Here is a 17,882-nt window from a genome sequence, read left to right on the forward strand (position 1 = left end):
GAGTGTTAATGAATAAGCTGAGCTTGACCTTAGCATCAGGTCTGTTACTGGGCTCTAACCTTGCTTGTGCTCAGTCTCTTGAGCAGGCGGTGGCTAAAGTATTAACTGAGCACCCTCAGTTACAATCTTCTTTTAACCAGTTTAAAGCCAGTACCGAGCAATACCAAGGGGCTAAAGGTGGCTACTACCCAACCGTAGATTTAACTGCTGGAGCGGGCTGGGCTCGCACAGAAACCGAAGAGCCTCAGGTAGAAAGTGGTACTCCAACAGAAGTTGGGGTTAGCATTCGTCAGCTCTTGTTTAGTGGTTTTGCTACCACAGGTGAAGTGTCGCGTACTGAAAATGAAGCGCGAGCCGATCAGTGGCTGCTATATAACGACGCTGAAAACATCGCGCTGCGGGTCGTCGATGTTTACCTAGAAGTCGTAAAGCAAGAACAACTGTTAGAACTCGCAGATAGTAACCTGCAAACTCACTTAGCCATTCAAAAAGACATTAAAAAACGCACCGATTCAGGAGTGGGTTCTAGTGCCGATTTAACCCAAGTAAACGGCAGGGTAGCGCGTGCTACAACTAACGCGTTATCGGCTAAAAATAACCTACTTGATGCACAAACTCAGTTTTTACGGGTGGTGAATACCTTACCTAATGATTTGGTGCTACCCGGCGCTGATATTGCCTTGTTACCTGCTGATTTAGATGCTGCTTTGGCCGCAGCATTAGATGTTCATCCTACCCTAAAAGCTGCTCAATTTGACGTTGCTGCAGCCAACGCCCAGAACACCGTAGCCAAAGCAAACAACTATCCTGAGATAGCCGTGGAGCTCGATGGTAATTGGGATAATAACCGTAATGGTTACGATGATACCAAAGACTATGAATTGGCCGCCATGCTGCGTTTGCGTTACAACTTATTCAATGGTGGTAGTGATGCTGCCGAAATTCGCCGCAGTGCTTATGATGTAAATCGCGCCAAGGCCGTGGGAGATGACGCCCACCGACAAGTCACCGAAGGCACTCGTTTAGCCTGGAACGCATGGGATGTATTGGTGCGTCAGAAGTCGTTTCTACAACAACACGTAGAAGCGAGCTTTCAAACGGTTGAGGCCTACAAAAAACAATTCAATTTAGGTAAGCGTAGCTTACTTGATGTACTGAATACCGAAAACGAGCTTTTCGAAGCTCAAAACGAATTTATTGGCGCAGATATCGATGAGCTGCGTGCTAAATACCGCTTACTAAATGCTACCGGCCTACTGCTTGAAGCATTACGTGTTAACCGACCTGAGGACTGGAACTTTTAATGAACAACAAAAGCTTAATTGTCGCAGCCGCTATTTTAGCCCTAACTGCGTGTAGTCAATCTGCCGAAACTTATAAGGCTGAAACCGCCAACTATGACCGTCAAGATCAAGACAGCGACGGTGTGATTAATGAACGAGACCTTTGCCCTGATACTGAAGAAGGAGCCGCAGTAGATAACGACGGCTGTTCTGAATTTCAAAGCATTGATGACGGTTACGAGTTAATGGTCTTTTTTGGCCACGATTCCAGCAAACTTACTGGTGAATTTGAACCTCAGTTGCAACAAGTGGCTGACTTCATGCAAAAATACCCTGAGGTTAAAATCAGCGTTGAAGGCTACGCCAGTGCCAGTGGTAGTAAATCTTACAACTTGAAACTTTCTAAGCGTCGAGCGGCGAGTGTTCGTCAGCAATTGATTACTGATTATGCGGTGCCAGCTGAGCGCATAGAGCTTGAAGCCATTGGTGAAGAAGAGCTGCTAGTAGCGGGAGATTCTGAGCAGTCTGAGGCCGCTAATCGTAGAGCGAGAATCTTTGTTCAAGAAGAGTACCGCAAAGTTGTTCCTCGTTGGTCTATCTACACTCCTCATTTAAAACAGTAGAGACTCTAGATGCGGCGTCTTCTAGCTCGGTGGTGGATGTTAGTACTGCTTTGGCCAGTACTCATTCTTGCCACCGGTTATCAGCTAGAAGAACTCGCCGCAACTGTTCGCTCTTTCTATGGTGACAAAGCCGAGCAACGCGTAAGAGCCTGGCGGCAGGTGATTAGTGACGGCCATGCGCTATCGGAAACAGAACAGCTGCACTCCGTGAATGACTTCTTCAATCAAATGCAGTTTGTCGACGATATCGATGTTTGGGGCCAAAAAGACTATTGGGCGACACCTGTAGAGTTTTTGGGCGCAGCAGCCGGTGATTGTGACGACTTCAGTATTGCCAAATATTTCTCACTGATTGAGCTAGGCGTAAGTGATGAGAAGATGCGCTTAGTTTATGTCAAATCACTTACCTACAACCAATTTCATATGGTGGTGGCTTATTATCAAACGCCTTCATCTGTGCCGATTATTCTCGATAATATCAACCCAACTATTTTGCCCGCGACTCAGCGTGATGACCTTGTGCCTATTTACAGCTTTAATGGTCAGCATCTTTGGTTGATGAAAGAAAAAGGCCGCGGCCAGCTGGCGGGTAAATCGAGTCGTTTGAAATTGTGGACTGATTTACAGCAGCGCTGGCGACTGAATAAACTTAAAAAACCGATAAAGAATTTTGATGCTTAGGGGAACACTATGACCTTATATCGACAATTGTTGATTGTAGTACTGCTTATCTACGGAGGTTTGTTAGCCGTAGTGTTCAGTATTGAAATTGGCAATACCCGTAGCTATTTGTCTGAGCAGCAATTATCGGATGTAAACAATACCAGCACCTCTTTGGGTTTATCTTTAAGCCCTTATTTGGAAGATGGTGATGTAGTAGGGGCTGAGTCGGTAATTAATGCCATGTTCGATAGTGGTTATTACCAACAAATTAGCTTGACGCTATTTGCCGACGAAAGCGTGATTGATCGCCAAAACAGCAGCGCTATTGAAGGGGTACCAGAATGGTTCACTTCCTTCGAACTATTCCAGCCCAGCTCTCAGCAGCAAGTGCTTACCAGCGGGTGGATGCAGTTAGGCGAGCTAACCGTGGTGGGGCATTCTGGCTTTGCATATTTGCAGCTATGGAATGCCATGGTAGATCTCGCCAAGTTATTTGTAGTGGGCTATTTAGCCACGGTGCTTATGTTAATGCGGGCGCTACGATACTTACTTAAGCCATTAGAGCAAATCCAGCAGCAAGCTAAGTTAATTGAGCAACGCGAGTTTGGGCAAACTATTCCACTGCCGCATACCCTAGAGCTGCGCAGTGTTGTGGGGGCGATTAATCATATGTCTGACAACATCGCTCAGCAGTTTGAAAGCCAAGTTAAAGAAGCAAACGCATTACGCGAACAAGCTTTTCAAGATTCGGTATCTGGTTTAGGGAACCGCGCCTATTTTATTAATCAAAGTAAGTCATGGTTGGCAGAATCTGGAGTGGGTGGCTTAGCTTTAATATCTTTAGACATTATCGAAGCGATCCATGTAAAAGAAGGGTTTAGCGCCCGCGACGAATTTATTCATTCAGTTGGTGAGCTGTTTACGGCTTATACCCAACAGCAGCAACAGTTAGTGTTTGCGCGTATCAGTAATCTTGAGTTTGCGGTACTAGCCGAGGGATTTGATCAGCAACAGTTGCTGGACTTAGCGCAGCAAGTTCACCAAGACATCTTAGAGCGCTTAGCAACGTGGAAACAATACATGCCTCGGCCGTTAGTAATTGGCTTGGTATTGCGCCAAAAAGACGAAAACATTGGCGAACTACTGACTGCTGCTGATACTGCTTTGCATGTCGCACGAGAGCTGCGAGAGGGGTTCTTTAGTTTAGCGGATGTGGAGCATACGCATATTCCACGCAGCCAGTGGAAGCAGTTGTTAGAAACCACCATTAGCCGCCAAAGCTTGGCTTACAAAACCCAGATTGTGAATTTTATCCATAGCGATAAAGTATTGCACCACGAGCTATTTACAACAATTGAAGTAGACGCTCAGCACTATGCAGCAGGGCAATTTATGCCTGCTGTTGAGCAGTTTAGGTTAGGTGCCAAGTTTGACCAAATGGTGATTGAGCAAGCCGCCAGTGCGTTGAGCAAACATGCGGATTTGAGTTTAGCCATTAACCTAACGCTGTCTGCCATTAGTGAGCAAAGTTTTTTAACTTGGTTAGGTGAGGCCGCAGTGCAGCTTAAATCAGTCGCTCACAGAATGGCCTTTGAGATCCCGGAAACGGCTTTTCTCCAAGAAAATGCAGAGTTGGAAAAAACGTTAGGCTTGTTGCGAGCGTTAGGCTTTCAAATAGGGATTGATCAATACGGGCGTAATTTAAACTCATTAAGCTATTTAAGCAGGGTAAAACCTAATTACGTTAAAATTGATTATGGGTATACCGCTCAAGCGCTGGCAGAAGAGGGCGATACTCATTTTCTTAGTGCCATTTGCCGGGCGGCAAGAAACTTACAAATTGTAACGGTGGCGCAACGGGTAGAGAATCAGCAGCAGGTAGAATTGTTATCGGCCTTGCCTGTGGACGCCTATCAGGGTTATGTTGCACCTCCTCAGCGTTTTAAATTGGCTGAATAGTGAAGTTTAAAGGGGTAGAGATGAAGAAGATTTTATTACCAGTGTTATTGGCTTGTAGCGTGACTGCCATGCCAGCATTTGCTGCATTGTTGCATACCAGCGGCGAGGCGAAGCTGCTGGTTATTGCAGACCAAGTTCAATTAGACCTACATGCAAGCAGTTTAGCGAAAACCGCCAGTGACGCTAAGCAACAAGTTGATCAAGTAGTAAAAGTGACTCAATCTAACTTAGCTGGTTTGTTAACCGACTCTGACCGCTTTGAAGCCAGCCAACTGCAAATTCAAGCGGAATATAAATACCAAGATCGTGAGCGGGTATTTGTAGGTTATCGCGCACAGCGTAGCATTATTGTTGAACTCGCTAATTTAGACGGGCTTACTCAAGTACTCGATGCAGCCATGTTGAGTGGTGTGAATGAAGTACGTAACTTGCAATATAAAAGCTCGCAAGAAGACCAACACCAGCAACAAGTGCGTTCAATGGCTATTGCCGACTCTTACGTTAAAGCTAAACAGTTAGCCGATGGCTATAATGGCCAATTAGGCCCTGTGGTTGAGATTAACTACCGTAATCAGTCTGCTATTCCATTAATGAAGATTGAACGGGTTAGCATGGCCGCGGCAGATGCTGGTGCAAGCTCTTATCAAGCAGCGCAGTTATTGTATAACGACAGTGTTGATGTGAGCTTTGAGTTATTGACTGAAGAATAGTATCCGGGTTATTACCTCAATAAGTTACTGAGGTGAGGAGTTAAAAAGCGAAACAGACTAAGGTCTATTTCGCTTTTTTTGTGGGTAAAATATAACTTTACCGTTAAGTAACTTAACTCAGGCGCGTACTAATATGCAGCATCGGCGACGACAAACTCACTAGCGTTGTTTGTATCGACCAATTCTGCCGCCAAAATAACCCGTGATGGCGCACTATGGTACATCTTACCTAGCATTTCATGGCGAGCGCCAGTAATCGCTAATGCGATGCCAGAGGCCACCATGCTCGGCGGGTAAGTCACGGTAGCACGCACTACTGGGTTTCCATCTACCACCATTTTTATGATGTCTTGCGAGCCTGCACCGCCAAGTACCGTTTTAATATCGGTTCGTTCAGACTCTTTAATTGCCTGCATCACGCCTTTTAACATGTCGTCATCTTGGCACCAAACCGCATCAATTTCAGGGTGTTTTTGTAGGTAGTTTTCCATTACGGCTAGGGCTTTCTGGGTCGACCAATCAGCAGGCTGGCTGTCTAGTATGCTCATACCTTTGTGCTGGGCAATCACATCGTTAAAAGCATCTACCCGCTGCTTATTAATCGGGATCGACATGCCTTCAATCACTACCACTTTGCCTTTGCCGTCCATTTCCTTGGCTAGCCATTCACCGCTTACGCTTCCTAGGCCTGCATTGTCGCCGGCAATAAACACGTTTTGCGCTGGGGTTTCAAGCTCGCGGTCTACCACTACGGTATAAATACCACTGCCATAAGCCTCTTCAATCACTTTTTGTAAGGTGGCTGGGTTGTGCGGCAAAATAACTAAGGCATCAATGCCTTTAATCATTAAATCTTCTACATCGCCCACTTGCTTAGAGCCCGAGCTGGCAGCCACCACGTAGAACTCAACATCATCTTCACTTTTCTTAAAGTCTGCGGCAGCTTTTTCTGCCCACCAAAGTAAGCCGGCTGTCCAGCCGTGATCTGCTGAGGGAACGGATACACCCACTTTCAAGGTTTTGGCTACCGCCGCATTAATGCCCAGCGAGGCAATTAGCATAGCCGCAAGTAGTAGTTTTCCTATGTGTTGCAATAAACGCATGAGTTACTCTCCTTTGTTTGTTATCTACGGCTTGGTTTTAGCGGTCACGTTTGAATTGCATTAACACTGCAATCAAAATAACCAAACCTTTTACCGTTCCTTGTAAATAGGGTGAAACCCCCATTAAGTTCAGCATGTTGTTAATAATGCCTAAGATGATGGCACCAATAACGGTGCCCCATAGTGTGCCTTTGCCGCCCGCTAGCGAGGTTCCGCCAATAACTACCGCGGCAATGGCATCCAGTTCGTAAAACAAACCCGCGTCACCAGGGCTCACCGAATTAAGACGTGATGACAGCATTACCGCAGACAAACCCACGGTGAATCCCACAATCACAAAAGTTAAGAAGTAAACGCGCTTAACGTTAATCGCCGAGTAGGTGGCAACTTTGGGGTTTGACCCCACCGCGCACACATGGCGACCAAAAGCGGTATGGCGCAAAATGATGTGGCCCACAAAGGCTAAGCCAATAAACAACCACACCGGAATAGGAATGCCCATCCAGTAACCGCCGCCAATGTCTGGGTAGTGGTTGTTTTGCGAGACCATTTCTCCGGCATCACTGATGTATAGGGTGAGCGAGCGAAAGATAGACATGGTGGCTAATGTGGCAACAAAAGCGGTAATCTTTCCCTTGGTGGTAAGTAAACCATTTACCGCACCAAAAGCCGCTCCCATGGCCATGGCAGCTGCTATTGATACGGTTACCGCCATCCAGCCATCGCCCATATAATTGAGCAGCATAATCACCAATACGCCCACTAATGCCACCATGGAGCCTACCGATAAATCGATGCCGCCAGCGATAATCACAAAAGTCATCCCTAGCGCGATAATGCCGGTATAAGACACTTGGCGTAATACATTGGTAAGGTTTCTAGGGATAAGAAAGTGCTCACTGGCCATGGCAGAAAGTACCACTAATACCAATAACGCAACTAACGGTGCCCAGTTAGAGAGCGTAAATTTAGGTAGCCTAGTTACCCAACTAGCTGACGAAGAGTTAGATTTAGTATCCATTTTGGCTACCTCACTCATTGGTGGTTCTCCTGTAGCGTCGTAGATAACGGCGCTGCCTGGCTTTGCAAACCTGCGGCCAAAAACATGATTTGTTGTTCGTTGATGTCCTGATCACGTAACTCTCCTTGAATCTGACCTTCGCGCATCACCAATACCCGGTGAGCGAGCCCAATGAGTTCTTCCATATCTGATGAAATAACCACTACCGCTAAACCTTGCTCGGTCATGCTCTGCACAAAGTGGTAGATTTCTTTTTTAGTGTTTACATCTACTCCGCGGGTAGGCTCATCTAAAATCAGTACTTGTGGCTGAGTATCCATCCATTTAGACAAGTACACCTTTTGCTGATTACCTCCGCTTAAATAGAGTAATTCGGTATCCAATGAGGCGGCTTTAATATCGAACTTTCGAACATATTGCTGGGCTTTTTCTCGGGTTTGAGCGTGATTAATAAAGCCTTTGCTGTAGTTGTTTAGTGAGATAAGGCTAATGTTTTCTGGCAAATTAAAGTTCATCGTTAAACCGCAGCCTTGGCGATCTTCACTTAAATAAGCTAAGCCATATTTTACTGCGTCTTTAATGTTGTGAATTTGCACCGCTTGCTGCTGTACATAAATGTCGCCTGTTTGGCGGCGGCGTAAACCCATAATGGCTTCGGCGGTTTCGGTGCGGCCACTGCCTATTAATCCGGCAAACCCCAGTACTTCGCCTTGGCGTACTTCAAAGCTGATGTTGCTTAACAGATTTTTAACCGCCAAGTTTTCTACCTTTAAGGCAACTTTACTTTGTACTTGTGAGCGAGGAGGGAACACTTGGTTGAGTTCGCGCCCTACCATTTTTCGCGCCATGTCTTGCTCATTGATTTCGCTAACCTGAACGACTGAAATCAGCTCACCATCGCGCAAAATAATCAAACGGTCGCAGAGTTGTTTCACTTCTTTTAGTTTGTGAGAAATGAATAAAATAGTGACACCCTGCGCTTTTAGTTTGTCGATAAGCTTAAACAGTACTTCCACTTCTTGGCTGGTAAGCACGGTGGTGGGCTCATCCATGATCAAAATGCGCGCTTCGTTGACCAAGGCCTTAGCAATCTCCACCATTTGCTTTTCAGCCACACTAAGTTCTTCGATTAGTGCATCTGGCGATAGCTGGGTCTCTAGTAAATTCAGCAGTTGGTGAGTGCGTTGGCGCATCGCTTTTTTGTTGAGTAATAAGCGACCTTTTAGCTCTTGGCCTAAAAAGATGTTTTCAAAGACACTTAAGCTAGCAATTAAGTTAAATTCTTGCGGGATCATTGCAATGCCCAAGGCTTTAGCATCACTAGGGCTGGTGATTTCTACCGCCTCCCCAGCCACCAATACTTGCCCACTACTGCGTTGGTAAATCCCTGAAATGATTTTAAGTAGAGTGGATTTCCCCGCGCCATTTTCACCCAAAATCCCCATCACTTCTCCGGCGTTTACTTGCACGCTAATCGCATGCAACACTTGCACGCCGGAAAAGCTTTTAGAGATCTTCTCTAAGCTTAAAATGGGTTCAGGCAAGCTCATGCACATTCTCCAAAGGTGTCCACTTGCCATCGTTTTGTGAGGAATGGATCATCGCGTTGATGAACTGCAAACCTTCTACACCTTGTTTCACTCCAGGTAACAAACTGTTGTTTAAAATCTCGGCGGGAGAATCACCATTACGGGCCGCCCGTATAGCTTGAGCTGTTTCGGTATAAAGGTTGGCAAAACCCTCTAGGTAACCTTCAGGGTGACCTGCTGGTGTTCGAGCTAGGTGTTCAGCCTCTGATTGATAACCGTACCCGGCACGGCTGAGAATACGACTGGGTTGAGCAAACGGGCTGTAGAGTAATTGGTTGGGGTGCTCTTGCGACCATTCAAGGCCGCCATCACTACCGTAAATTCGAATGCGTAAGCCGTTTTCATTACCTGGGGCAACCTGCGAACTCCACAACATACCGCGCACGCCTTGTTCAAAGCGCAGCATGGCTTGAACATTGTCGTCCAATACTCGTCCTTCAACAAAGGTGCTTAGTTCAGCGCTCACTTGCTCAAGCTGTAAGCCACTAATAAACGCGGCTAAGTTAAAGGCGTGAGTGCCAATGTCGCCTAAGCAACCTGCTGGGCCAGAGCGTTTAGGGTCGGTGCGCCATTCGGCTTGCTTGTTGCCGGTATTTTCTGCCGCAGTGGTAAGCCAGTCTTGGGCGTACTCTACTTGTACTAAGCGCAGCTTACCGAGTATGCCTTCACTCACCATGTGCTGAGCTTGGCGAACCATTGGGTAGGCGCTGTAATTATGAGTGAGTACAAATAGCTTGCCGCTATTATTGGCAAGGTTTTTCAGCTCTAAGGCTTCATGCAACGAGCACGTCATGGGTTTATCGCAAATTACATGAATACCGGCCGCTAAAAATGCCTTAGCAATGGGGAAGTGCAAGTGGTTAGGGGTAACAATACTTACCGCTTCAATACCATCTTTACGAGCGGCTTCAGCGCTTGCCATCACTGAGTAATCACTGTAGCTGCGTTCGTTCGCAATGCCCAGATCAAGCGCCGACTGTGCCGCTCGCTCTGGATTAGCACTCAAAGCCCCTGCAACTAATTCATAATGGTTATCCAAGCGAGCAGCAATTCGGTGAATAGCACCAATAAATGCTCCGCTGCCACCGCCAACCATTCCTAGTTTAATTCTATCCATTATGCTCTCCTTACAAACCCAAAATACGTTGGTTGGCAGCTTGGTCGATGGCACTGTCGGCAAAATCGTCGAAGGCTTTGTCGGTGACTTCAATGATGTGCTGCTCGACAAAGGCGGCTCCTTCAATAGCCCCCGCTTCTGGATGTTTGAGGCAGCATTCCCATTCAACCACCGCCCAACCATCGAAGTTGTATTGTGCTAACTTGGAAAAAATACCAACAAAATCCACTTGGCCATCACCAAGCGAGCGAAAGCGCCCGGCGCGTTCTGTCCAGCTTTGATAACCGCCATACACACCTTGTTGCCCGGTTGGGTTAAATTCAGCATCTTTTACATGGAACATTTTTATTCGAGGGTGGTAGCGGTCAATAAAGTCTAAATAATCCAGTTGCTGCAGAACAAAATGGCTAGGGTCATACAAGATATTGCAACGCGGATGCTGCTTAACTGCATCCAAGAACATTTCAAAACTAATGCCGTCATGTAAATCTTCTCCGGGGTGGATCTCGTAGCAAACATCTACACCTGCTTCATCAAAGGCATCAAGGATTGGCAGCCAGCGCTTAGCTAGTTCAGCAAAGCCCGTTTCAACCAAACCTTGCGGGCGCTGTGGCCATGGGTACATGTAAGGCCAAAGTAATGCACCCGAGAAAGTAGCGTGTGCGCTTAAACCTAAGTTTTTAGAGGCTTTTGCTGCGAGTAGCATTTGGTTTACGGCCCACTCTTGGCGAAGGCTGGGGTTGCCTCTTACTGATTCAGGAGCGAATCCATCGAACATTTCATCGTAAGCTGGGTGTACCGCCACAAGCTGCCCTTGAAGGTGAGTAGAAAGCTCGGTAAGGGTAAGGCCATTGTTTTTGAGTAGGCTTAATACTTCTTGGCAATAAGAGAGCTCTTCTGCTGCGCGCTCTAGATCAAATAAGCGTTTATCCCAAGAGGGCATTTGTACGCCTTTATACCCCACGCTAGCCGCCCAAGCGGATATTGATGCGAGTGAATTAAAGGGCGCATCGTCGCTAGCAAATTGGGCGAGGAATAAGGCTGGTCCTTGAAGAGTTTTCATCAGCAATCCTTTTATCGATGTTTAGAGTGATGCCGTTCATTGTCATCAATGTAATCGATTACATTTTATTGTTTAAAAAAACCATGCTCCCAGTTTGGGCTAGTGGCTTAGTTCGCCGCATTGCATGGCATTTATTTAGTAGCTGAATAAAACTTATACAATATTTTTCCTTTTATCTAGATGATGTTGCGAAAATGTGACGGCCGTAAAAGTTTATTTTTTGAACGATTGAGGGTGGCGGCTGTAAGTGATTTAAAATAAAGTACTTTACAATAATTGATGTAATCCGTTACATTTTGTGCAGAGTTTAAGCAGTTTTTGCTAAGTTTTGTGGCTAGAAAGGACGCACTATGCCGACCATTAAAGATGTTGCCAAGTTGGCGGGAGTCTCTACCGCAACGGTATCTCGTGCGATGATGAACCCCGAAAAAGTGTCTGAAAAAACGCGCTTGAAGGTGGAGTTAGCGGTGGCGGAGTCAGGCTTTTCGCCCAACGTTATTGCCCGTAACTTACGCCGTAGTGAGTCCAAAACTATCGTTGTAATTGTGCCCGATATTGCCAATATGTTCTTTGCTAGCATCGTGCGTGGCATTCAGCAGGTGGCTTTAAACAATGGCTACAAAGTGCTGTTAGGGGACTCGATTCACACCGTTGAGCAAGCAAAAGCTTATATGGATTTAGTGCGCAGTAAGCAAGCCGATGGCATTATTTCGCTTACCGCTGAGCTGCCTATGGAGATCCGCCAAGGCACCGAAATTCCAATGGTAATGGCATGTGAGTACTTTCCTGGTTTTCCTATTCCCACGGTGCGTATTGATAATCGCGGTTCAGCTAAGCGGGCGGTAGATTATTTGCTAGATATCGGCCATAGCCGAATAGGTTGCATTACAGGCCCTATGGAAAACCCAATTTGTGTAGACCGAAAAGCCGGTTATCAGGATGGCTTGCAGCAAGTAAATATAGAGAGCGATGAAGCTGCTTTTGAAGATGGTGACTTTAGTTTTCAGTCGGGCTATAGCGCGTTTATGCGCCTGCATCAGCAATATGCAATGACCGCATTATTCTGCTTTAACGATATGATGGCACTGGGCGCAATGAAAGCCGCTACACAGCTGGGCATTAAAGTGCCACAAGACTTATCGATAGTCGGCTTCGACGATCTGCTATTTGCGGAATATACCAACCCAGAACTCACCACCATTCGCCAGCCTCAAGAAGATATAGGCAAAACGGCAGCTAATACCTTAATGAAGATTTTACAGGGCGGAAAAGCCAACCAAGACACCATTGTTCCTACCCAGTTGTTAGTCCGAGCCAGTTGTACTTCGCCGAAAAAGTAAGGCCTATTGGTTTATTTAAACTTATAGGCCTTTGTTGAAGTGACTATTTCACCGCTTCAGGTAAGTAAGGGCCATTTGGTAGATAAGTAGCGGCATCACCGTAAAACACTTGGTAATTAGCTGTTCTTGTTAAAGGCATATAATCAGGCGCCGCTCGATTAATTGTCGCTGTAATTGCAGCGCCGATTAAATCTCCTAGTAAGTTTCCTGTAGAAGAATTCTGCGGGGTATATTCCATATGCTTGTCGGCTTGCCAAAGGACTTCTCCTTGTTTACCTCGAATCTCGTATGAGATATCCACAATTGTGGTACTAGAAAGTAATAGGTATGTTGTGTCCCAGCGGTTAATCGTTACGTAGAGAACCGTATCTGCATTAAACATTTCTGCTAAAGAAGTGCTTGGTAGTTGATGGATCTCTTCAGCTTCATATAGACCTTCATATTCCAGTATAGTTTTCACCGTATTGATAGGAAAAATATAGTAGCCTTTTTCCGCTAGCATCACTGGTAGTGAGCTGTAAACTGAAAGCGGGGCTTCAACATCTACACTATGGTTAACCACGGGTAAGATTAGAATTGAACGAGGCTCTCCTAGGTCGAATTCTTGTTCAGGAACAGGGGTAGACTGGCAAGCTGCTAAAAGAGTTACCATGAAAAACAAAACTAATGGCTTTAACATGTTATTTACTCTCTTCAGTATCAGTTTGTCGTTCTAGATTTTGTACAATGGCATCCATTAAAGGCTTACTTTCTGGCCATGTTTCAGCTTCTTTTTTATAAAAACTGATCGCGTTATTAATATCGCCTGTTTTCAGTTTAAAAGTTCCAACTTCAGCATAAAGACCTGGCGCTGGAGTCTGATTATTGTTTTCTAATTGAAGAATATGAGCTTCCATTAATTCGGGAAAGTTTGCCGCTTCAACAGGGTCGTAGTAATACTCATAAATACCTTCATCGTAGCCTCCCCAGTTATAAAGAGTCGTTTGCGTTGACGTGCATCCAGATAAAAAACTAACAAATAGTATTAAGCAAAATCGTAAATCGTTCATTTAGTTCACTACCATATGTTTAGTAACGCCATCACCCAAGTAAATAGTCTCTTTTTGGATGATCTCACCAGCCTTTTTTAGCTCAATTTGGTGAGTGCCAGATAACACTCTTAGTGCGGCTTTTTCAGCTTGGTAATCTGAAGCAAGTCCTGACTCTAAACCGTCAACCCAAACAGAATAATCGCTTAAATTTATTTGCTCTGATGCGGCAATAAATGACAATTGTGGTCGGTTATCTATCGTTGTGCTGGTAGACGTGGGCATTTGTACACATGCTGACAAGCCGACTAAACTTAGCAGCAGAACAATAAGAGTATTTCTAATCATTATTTGGTCTCCATTACGTCAACGGTAGTAATGTCTAAATTATTCATTGGGCCATCAATTACCTCTGCGATCGCGCCCTCATTGGTTTCGCTTTCGCCGAATAGTTGAATAACTTTGATTTTTCCTACTTTCTTACCAGGAAGAGTAACTGTAAATCCTGTTTGCTTGGATTTTACCTCTTTCCCTTTGGTGACAATATCAAACTCCATTTCTTCGGAAACACCTTGGCTTGCACCACCACTGATGTAAATGAGTCCGTCTTCAATGGCAAGAATGTCAGTTTTCCAAGGCCTTTTTTGGATTTGCGCTGTTAGTTTGTTGACCGCATCAGAAATAGCGTTGGAAATAGCTAAATCATTGAGTGTGCCATCATATGAAGCTTTAGACCCAAACCCTGCTACTGAAGCAGATTCCGTCGACGCTTCGCCGGCACCAGATAAAGAGTGGTAAACGTGTCCGGTTTTAGAGTCGACCAAGCGCAAGTCTACTTTTGCATGTGCTACTTGCGTCTTAGTTGAAGACAGAAATCCTGATTCACCTTCAGTTTTTCTTCCAAACTCTGTTAAGGAGCCAATAATTAGTGTATCTACACCGATTAAATCCAAGCTTTCACCGGTCAGGGCTGCTTCGTCTTTTAAGCGTTCTATATCAGGGCGTTCGAATACTAAATAACTTCCTGACTCTGTCAGAGCTTTAGATAACATATCCGTTACCTGCTTGCCTAATACGTCCCCTTTTGAGTCCCTGAGTAGGCTTTTCCCGTAAATCGTTTCATTTGTTATACGGCCCAAAGCCACTTTTCTCTTTAGTAGAGGTTGGGCAGGAGTTGTTAAGGCTTGTTGAGCTTCGAGTTGTTGCTCTTGCGAGTTCTTATTCTCGACTGATTCAACCTGAGGGGACTGAGTAGAACAAGCCGATAGTAGGACCGAGGTTAATATTGCTAATCCGATACGATGGGGTTGTTTTGTCATAAGTAAACTCACATTAATATTTCCATTATCAATAGTGATGGGAATATATCACAATGCGATGCGGAAGGTTTGATCTGATAAGTATTTTTATAAAATAATATAAAACGGAAATGTACTGTTTTTCATTGACATAGCATTACTCTTCCTTTGTTTTCTAGATTTGTGAAATGGCTATAAAGTCACCAAACAATTCATTTTGTATTGAACGCCTACAATTGGTTTTATCTGCTATCTTAAAGCGAATTAATTGTTGTTTTGTCGTGTAAGGATTATCGATGCTATTAGATTCCACCATCTGTGATTTCGGCTGGCAAGCGCCTAACTTCACCTTAAAAGACGCTTATGGAACCACCTATACGATGAGTGAACAGCTCGGTGATAATGGCATGCTGATCATGTTTATTTGTAATCATTGTCCTTATGTTCAACGCATTGCTGAGCGCTTAGCCGAAGACACTAAGCAGCTAATGAGTGAAGGTATCAATGTACTGGCTGTTATGTCGAATGACTACCGGACGGTCGCTGAAGATTCACCAGAGAACATGAAACTGTTTGCCAAAAAACATGCTTTTGAGTTTCCTTATTTGGTCGATGAAAACCAGGTCGTAGGTAAGCAATACAAGGCGGTATGTACGCCTGATTTTTTTGGCTTTAATCACCGAGGAGAGTTGCAATACCGAGGGCGTTTAGATGATGCTCGCATGGGGGAAGCATCGGCTAGAACGCCTGAGCTGCTTAATGCAATGCGGCTAATCGCCGCAACAGATCTAGGACCAAAAGGGCAAATGCCAAGTATGGGCTGCTCAATAAAATGGCGAAACTAGCAGCTGGCATTTACCTACGTGGTGCTGTTGGGAGACAACTATGCTCGTAAAAGAATAGAGTAAAAATTATCAAAAAATAATTGATAATAATTCAAACTTAAGGCTGTTTTACGTTTCACGAAGCAAAGCTAGTATTGATTATGTTAGAGCAAAGCACGACATATCACTGAGAGGAATTCACCATGTCTACACTAACAATTGTTGCAAACATTAAAGCAAATGCAGATAAGATTGATTTGGTAAAAGCCGAGTTGTTAAAGCTAATCGAAGTAACTCGCGCAGAAGAAGGCTGTATTAATTACGATCTCCATCAAGACAATGATAATCCAGCTCACTTCATGTTTTACGAGAATTGGACCTCTCGCGAGCTATGGCAAACTCACATGGGTAATACTCATTTAGCTGAGTACATGGCAGCCACCGAAGGCGCAGTAGAAGAGTTTGTATTGAATGAAATGACCCAAATTGCCTAGTGTGAAACTGCGAATTCAAGTTGTATGTGAAAGGCTGCTAGATAGTGATCTAGCAGCCTTTTAGTTTATATTATCCTAGCTATATGCGTTAGCCTTAAGCCGCTTTAAGTACGGCTTTACAGGCAGTACCAACTAAGACTTAAGCTGCGGTACACCGGTTGACGAATACATTTTGTGTATCTAGTAGGGAGGCATATGATTGATAACTTAGAGCTTCATCACTTACGCACTTTAAATGCGCTTTATGCCAGTCAAAATTTGTCTTTGGCCTCTGAAAAGCTGCATATCTCTCAGCAGGCCATTAGTGCAAAACTAAAGAAAATGAGAGTGTTACTTGGTGATCGCTTATTTGTTGCTGAGGGGCATGGGGTGGTGCCAACACCTTATGCGAAGCATATTCAACCTTATATTGAGTCGGTGCTTAGCAACCTCAATGCAATTCCCGTTGCCTCGCAAATAGACCATCGTGACTTACCAAGAGCGGTTGTTGTATCGGCCACCGATTATGCGCAACAGGTGCTAGTGAAAGAGCTGGCGATAAGGCTAAAACTATACAGCCCCAACACTAAGATGCTGATAATGAACGTAGAATTCAATTCTTTGAATAAGAAAATGAGCCAAGGTGAAATAGATTTGGTATTCACTACATCTGCTTATGTTCCAGAGGGGCTAAACCTAGAGCGCTTGCTTACCGAGAAGTATTGTTGCGTAGCAGCGAAACCTTTGGAGAGTGAGCGAGGCCATTTGAGTTTGAAGGAGTTAGTTGAGCATGAGTTTGTGGTGACCAACCCCGCTAGCAGCAGCTTGTTGGGTTCAGCCGATGCATGGTTTCAGCAGCAAGGCTTACAGCGTAAGGTCGCGGTCTCTGCTCCTAGCTTCTATTTGGCTAAACAGCTTATCAAGTCGAGTGATTTGGTCGGCTTTATTCCTTCACGTTTGCTACCAGAAGATGGTTTGTATGCGATTCCCCTAGTTAAATATCCGCCTGGTTATGAACTGGTCGCAGCATTTCATCCCAGTGTGGCTAACGACCCCTTAATACAATGGTTGATTGAACAAGTTAAGTTGATTGCTAAGGAGCTTGCATCTGCCTAGCTTGTAGCTGCTACAAGCTGTGCTTGATTGTTTGGTTTAAGCGAGCTGATTACTCTTCAGGGTGTTTAACACTCTAGGAGAAGAATATGAGTATTGTAAAAGTAAACCCTGACAATCTTTACGATGGTTCTGCAAATGGCTTATCTCAAGCGACAGTATCAAACAAACTTGGTTTGGTGTTTGTGTCGGGGCAAGTTGATTGGTCAGCCGATTTCGTCGTACAAAATAGCGATATTGCAGGCCAAGCTGATGTCGCTTTCACTCACTTAAAAACTGTATTGGATGCAGCTGGCTCGTCGATGGAAAAGCTACTGCAAGTGCGAATTTTTGTAAGAGGTGAAGTATCTGAACATATGCAAAGTATTACTCCTGTATTAACCAAATACTTAGGGGAAGTTCGTCCTGCTTTAACTGGGGTCGGCGTGACTTCTTTAGCGAGTCCAGAGATGCTTATTGAGATAGAAGCGGTGGCCGAACTAGCGGATTAAGCCTCTTTTAGCGGCAATAAAAAAAGCCAGTCAATTGACTGGCTTTTTTACATTCTATTGTCCCGTCCGGAAATAGGTTGACATAAAGAGGACGTCTTTATGACAACACCCATTAACTCAAGCCGTAAGCGCACACAACGAGATTACACCTTAGCCTTTAAATTAGGTGTTGTAGCGCGCATCG

General features: G+C 44.9%; 20 protein-coding genes. 11 read left to right on the forward strand and 9 right to left on the reverse strand.

The features are described 5' to 3' along the window. Nucleotides 1-8 precede the first annotated feature (8 nt). From FFR00_RS20690 to FFR00_RS20710, 5 genes are read left to right on the forward strand one after another with little or no spacing between them, the layout of a single operon-like run. Entirely contained in the window at nt 9-1,304 is a 1,296-nt protein-coding gene (locus tag FFR00_RS20690) for a TolC family outer membrane protein (protein WP_137675323.1), read from the forward strand. Continuing rightward, nucleotides 1,304-1,906 (forward strand): OmpA family protein, encoded by a 603-nt coding sequence (locus tag FFR00_RS20695; RefSeq protein WP_137675324.1) that lies wholly within the window; start codon nt 1,304-1,306, stop codon nt 1,904-1,906. Before FFR00_RS20690 ends, FFR00_RS20695 begins: the two co-directional genes overlap by 1 nt. 9 nt (nt 1,907-1,915) lie before the next feature. Continuing rightward, complete coding sequence (locus tag FFR00_RS20700; protein ID WP_137675325.1) at nt 1,916-2,587, forward strand: transglutaminase-like cysteine peptidase; 672 nt, start codon at nt 1,916-1,918, stop codon at nt 2,585-2,587. A gap of 9 nt (nt 2,588-2,596) precedes the next feature. After that, nucleotides 2,597-4,528 (forward strand): EAL domain-containing protein, encoded by a 1,932-nt coding sequence (locus FFR00_RS20705; protein WP_137675326.1) that lies wholly within the window; start codon nt 2,597-2,599, stop codon nt 4,526-4,528. Nucleotides 4,529-4,548: 20 nt separating this feature from the next. Continuing rightward, entirely contained in the window at nt 4,549-5,238 is a 690-nt protein-coding gene (locus tag FFR00_RS20710) for an SIMPL domain-containing protein (protein WP_137675327.1), read from the forward strand. 128 nt (nt 5,239-5,366) lie between these two features. Here the strand turns inward: FFR00_RS20710 and FFR00_RS20715 are convergent, their stop codons facing one another. Genes FFR00_RS20715 through FFR00_RS20735 form a run of 5 tightly spaced genes read right to left on the reverse strand, consistent with a single transcriptional unit; the run spans nt 5,367 to nt 11,131 of the window. Next, entirely contained in the window at nt 5,367-6,341 is a 975-nt protein-coding gene (locus FFR00_RS20715) for a substrate-binding domain-containing protein (RefSeq protein WP_137675328.1), read from the reverse strand. Between the two features lie 37 nt (nt 6,342-6,378). Further along, nucleotides 6,379-7,380, reverse strand: a complete 1,002-nt coding sequence (locus FFR00_RS20720; protein WP_235836274.1) for an ABC transporter permease — start codon at nt 7,378-7,380, stop codon at nt 6,379-6,381. Beyond that, a complete protein-coding gene (locus tag FFR00_RS20725; RefSeq protein ID WP_137675329.1) occupies nt 7,377-8,912 on the reverse strand; it encodes a sugar ABC transporter ATP-binding protein in 1,536 nt (511 codons plus the stop codon). The genes FFR00_RS20720 and FFR00_RS20725 overlap by 4 nt, the downstream gene beginning before the upstream one ends. Beyond that, nucleotides 8,899-10,068 carry a Gfo/Idh/MocA family protein gene (locus FFR00_RS20730; protein ID WP_137675330.1) on the reverse strand — a complete coding sequence of 390 codons (1,170 nt, stop codon included), beginning with the start codon at nt 10,066-10,068 and terminating at the stop codon, nt 8,899-8,901. The genes FFR00_RS20725 and FFR00_RS20730 overlap by 14 nt, the downstream gene beginning before the upstream one ends. A gap of 10 nt (nt 10,069-10,078) precedes the next feature. After that, complete coding sequence (locus tag FFR00_RS20735; protein WP_137675331.1) at nt 10,079-11,131, reverse strand: sugar phosphate isomerase/epimerase; 1,053 nt, start codon at nt 11,129-11,131, stop codon at nt 10,079-10,081. Between the two features lie 350 nt (nt 11,132-11,481). On the opposite strand from FFR00_RS20735, the gene FFR00_RS20740 reads away from it, so the two are divergent. Further along, the gene (locus FFR00_RS20740) at nt 11,482-12,471 is read left to right on the forward strand and encodes a LacI family DNA-binding transcriptional regulator (protein WP_137675332.1); all 990 of its coding nucleotides are present in this window, start codon (nt 11,482-11,484) and stop codon (nt 12,469-12,471) included. A 43-nt stretch (nt 12,472-12,514) separates the two neighbouring features. On the opposite strand, the gene FFR00_RS20745 is transcribed toward FFR00_RS20740, so the two are convergent. The 4 genes from FFR00_RS20745 to FFR00_RS20760 are packed head-to-tail and all read right to left on the reverse strand — an operon-like array spanning nt 12,515 to nt 14,818. Continuing rightward, nucleotides 12,515-13,150, reverse strand: coding sequence for a GNA1162 family protein (locus FFR00_RS20745; RefSeq protein WP_137675333.1), 636 nt, complete (start codon nt 13,148-13,150; stop codon nt 12,515-12,517). 1 nt (nt 13,151) lies between these two features. Beyond that, nucleotides 13,152-13,520, reverse strand: coding sequence for a DUF4810 domain-containing protein (locus FFR00_RS20750; protein WP_137675334.1), 369 nt, complete (start codon nt 13,518-13,520; stop codon nt 13,152-13,154). Next, entirely contained in the window at nt 13,521-13,847 is a 327-nt protein-coding gene (locus tag FFR00_RS20755; protein ID WP_137675335.1) for a hypothetical protein, read from the reverse strand. It abuts the gene before it with no gap. Beyond that, the gene (locus FFR00_RS20760) at nt 13,847-14,818 is read right to left on the reverse strand and encodes a CsgG/HfaB family protein (protein ID WP_137675336.1); all 972 of its coding nucleotides are present in this window, start codon (nt 14,816-14,818) and stop codon (nt 13,847-13,849) included. Before FFR00_RS20760 ends, FFR00_RS20755 begins: the two co-directional genes overlap by 1 nt. Before the next feature lie 275 nt (nt 14,819-15,093). Between FFR00_RS20760 and FFR00_RS20765 the strand changes: the two genes are divergently transcribed. From FFR00_RS20765 to FFR00_RS20785, 5 genes are all read left to right on the forward strand, one after another. Beyond that, a complete protein-coding gene (locus FFR00_RS20765) occupies nt 15,094-15,642 on the forward strand; it encodes a thioredoxin family protein (RefSeq protein ID WP_137675337.1) in 549 nt (182 codons plus the stop codon). Between the two features lie 182 nt (nt 15,643-15,824). Beyond that, on the forward strand, nt 15,825-16,115 hold the full coding sequence (locus FFR00_RS20770; RefSeq protein WP_137675338.1) for a putative quinol monooxygenase: 291 nt from the start codon (nt 15,825-15,827) through the stop codon (nt 16,113-16,115). Nucleotides 16,116-16,310: 195 nt separating this feature from the next. Continuing rightward, nucleotides 16,311-17,210 (forward strand): LysR family transcriptional regulator, encoded by a 900-nt coding sequence (locus tag FFR00_RS20775; RefSeq protein WP_137675339.1) that lies wholly within the window; start codon nt 16,311-16,313, stop codon nt 17,208-17,210. Nucleotides 17,211-17,296: 86 nt separating this feature from the next. Then, the gene (locus FFR00_RS20780; RefSeq protein WP_137675340.1) at nt 17,297-17,698 is read left to right on the forward strand and encodes a RidA family protein; all 402 of its coding nucleotides are present in this window, start codon (nt 17,297-17,299) and stop codon (nt 17,696-17,698) included. 99 nt (nt 17,699-17,797) lie between these two features. Further along, nucleotides 17,798-17,882 (forward strand): valyl-tRNA synthetase (locus FFR00_RS20785; protein WP_137672878.1); only part of this gene is annotated, 85 nt, incomplete at its 3' end.

The sequence above is a fragment of the Agarivorans sp. Toyoura001 genome, assembly GCF_005405585.1.
Taxonomy (GTDB): Bacteria; Pseudomonadota; Gammaproteobacteria; order Enterobacterales; family Celerinatantimonadaceae; genus Agarivorans.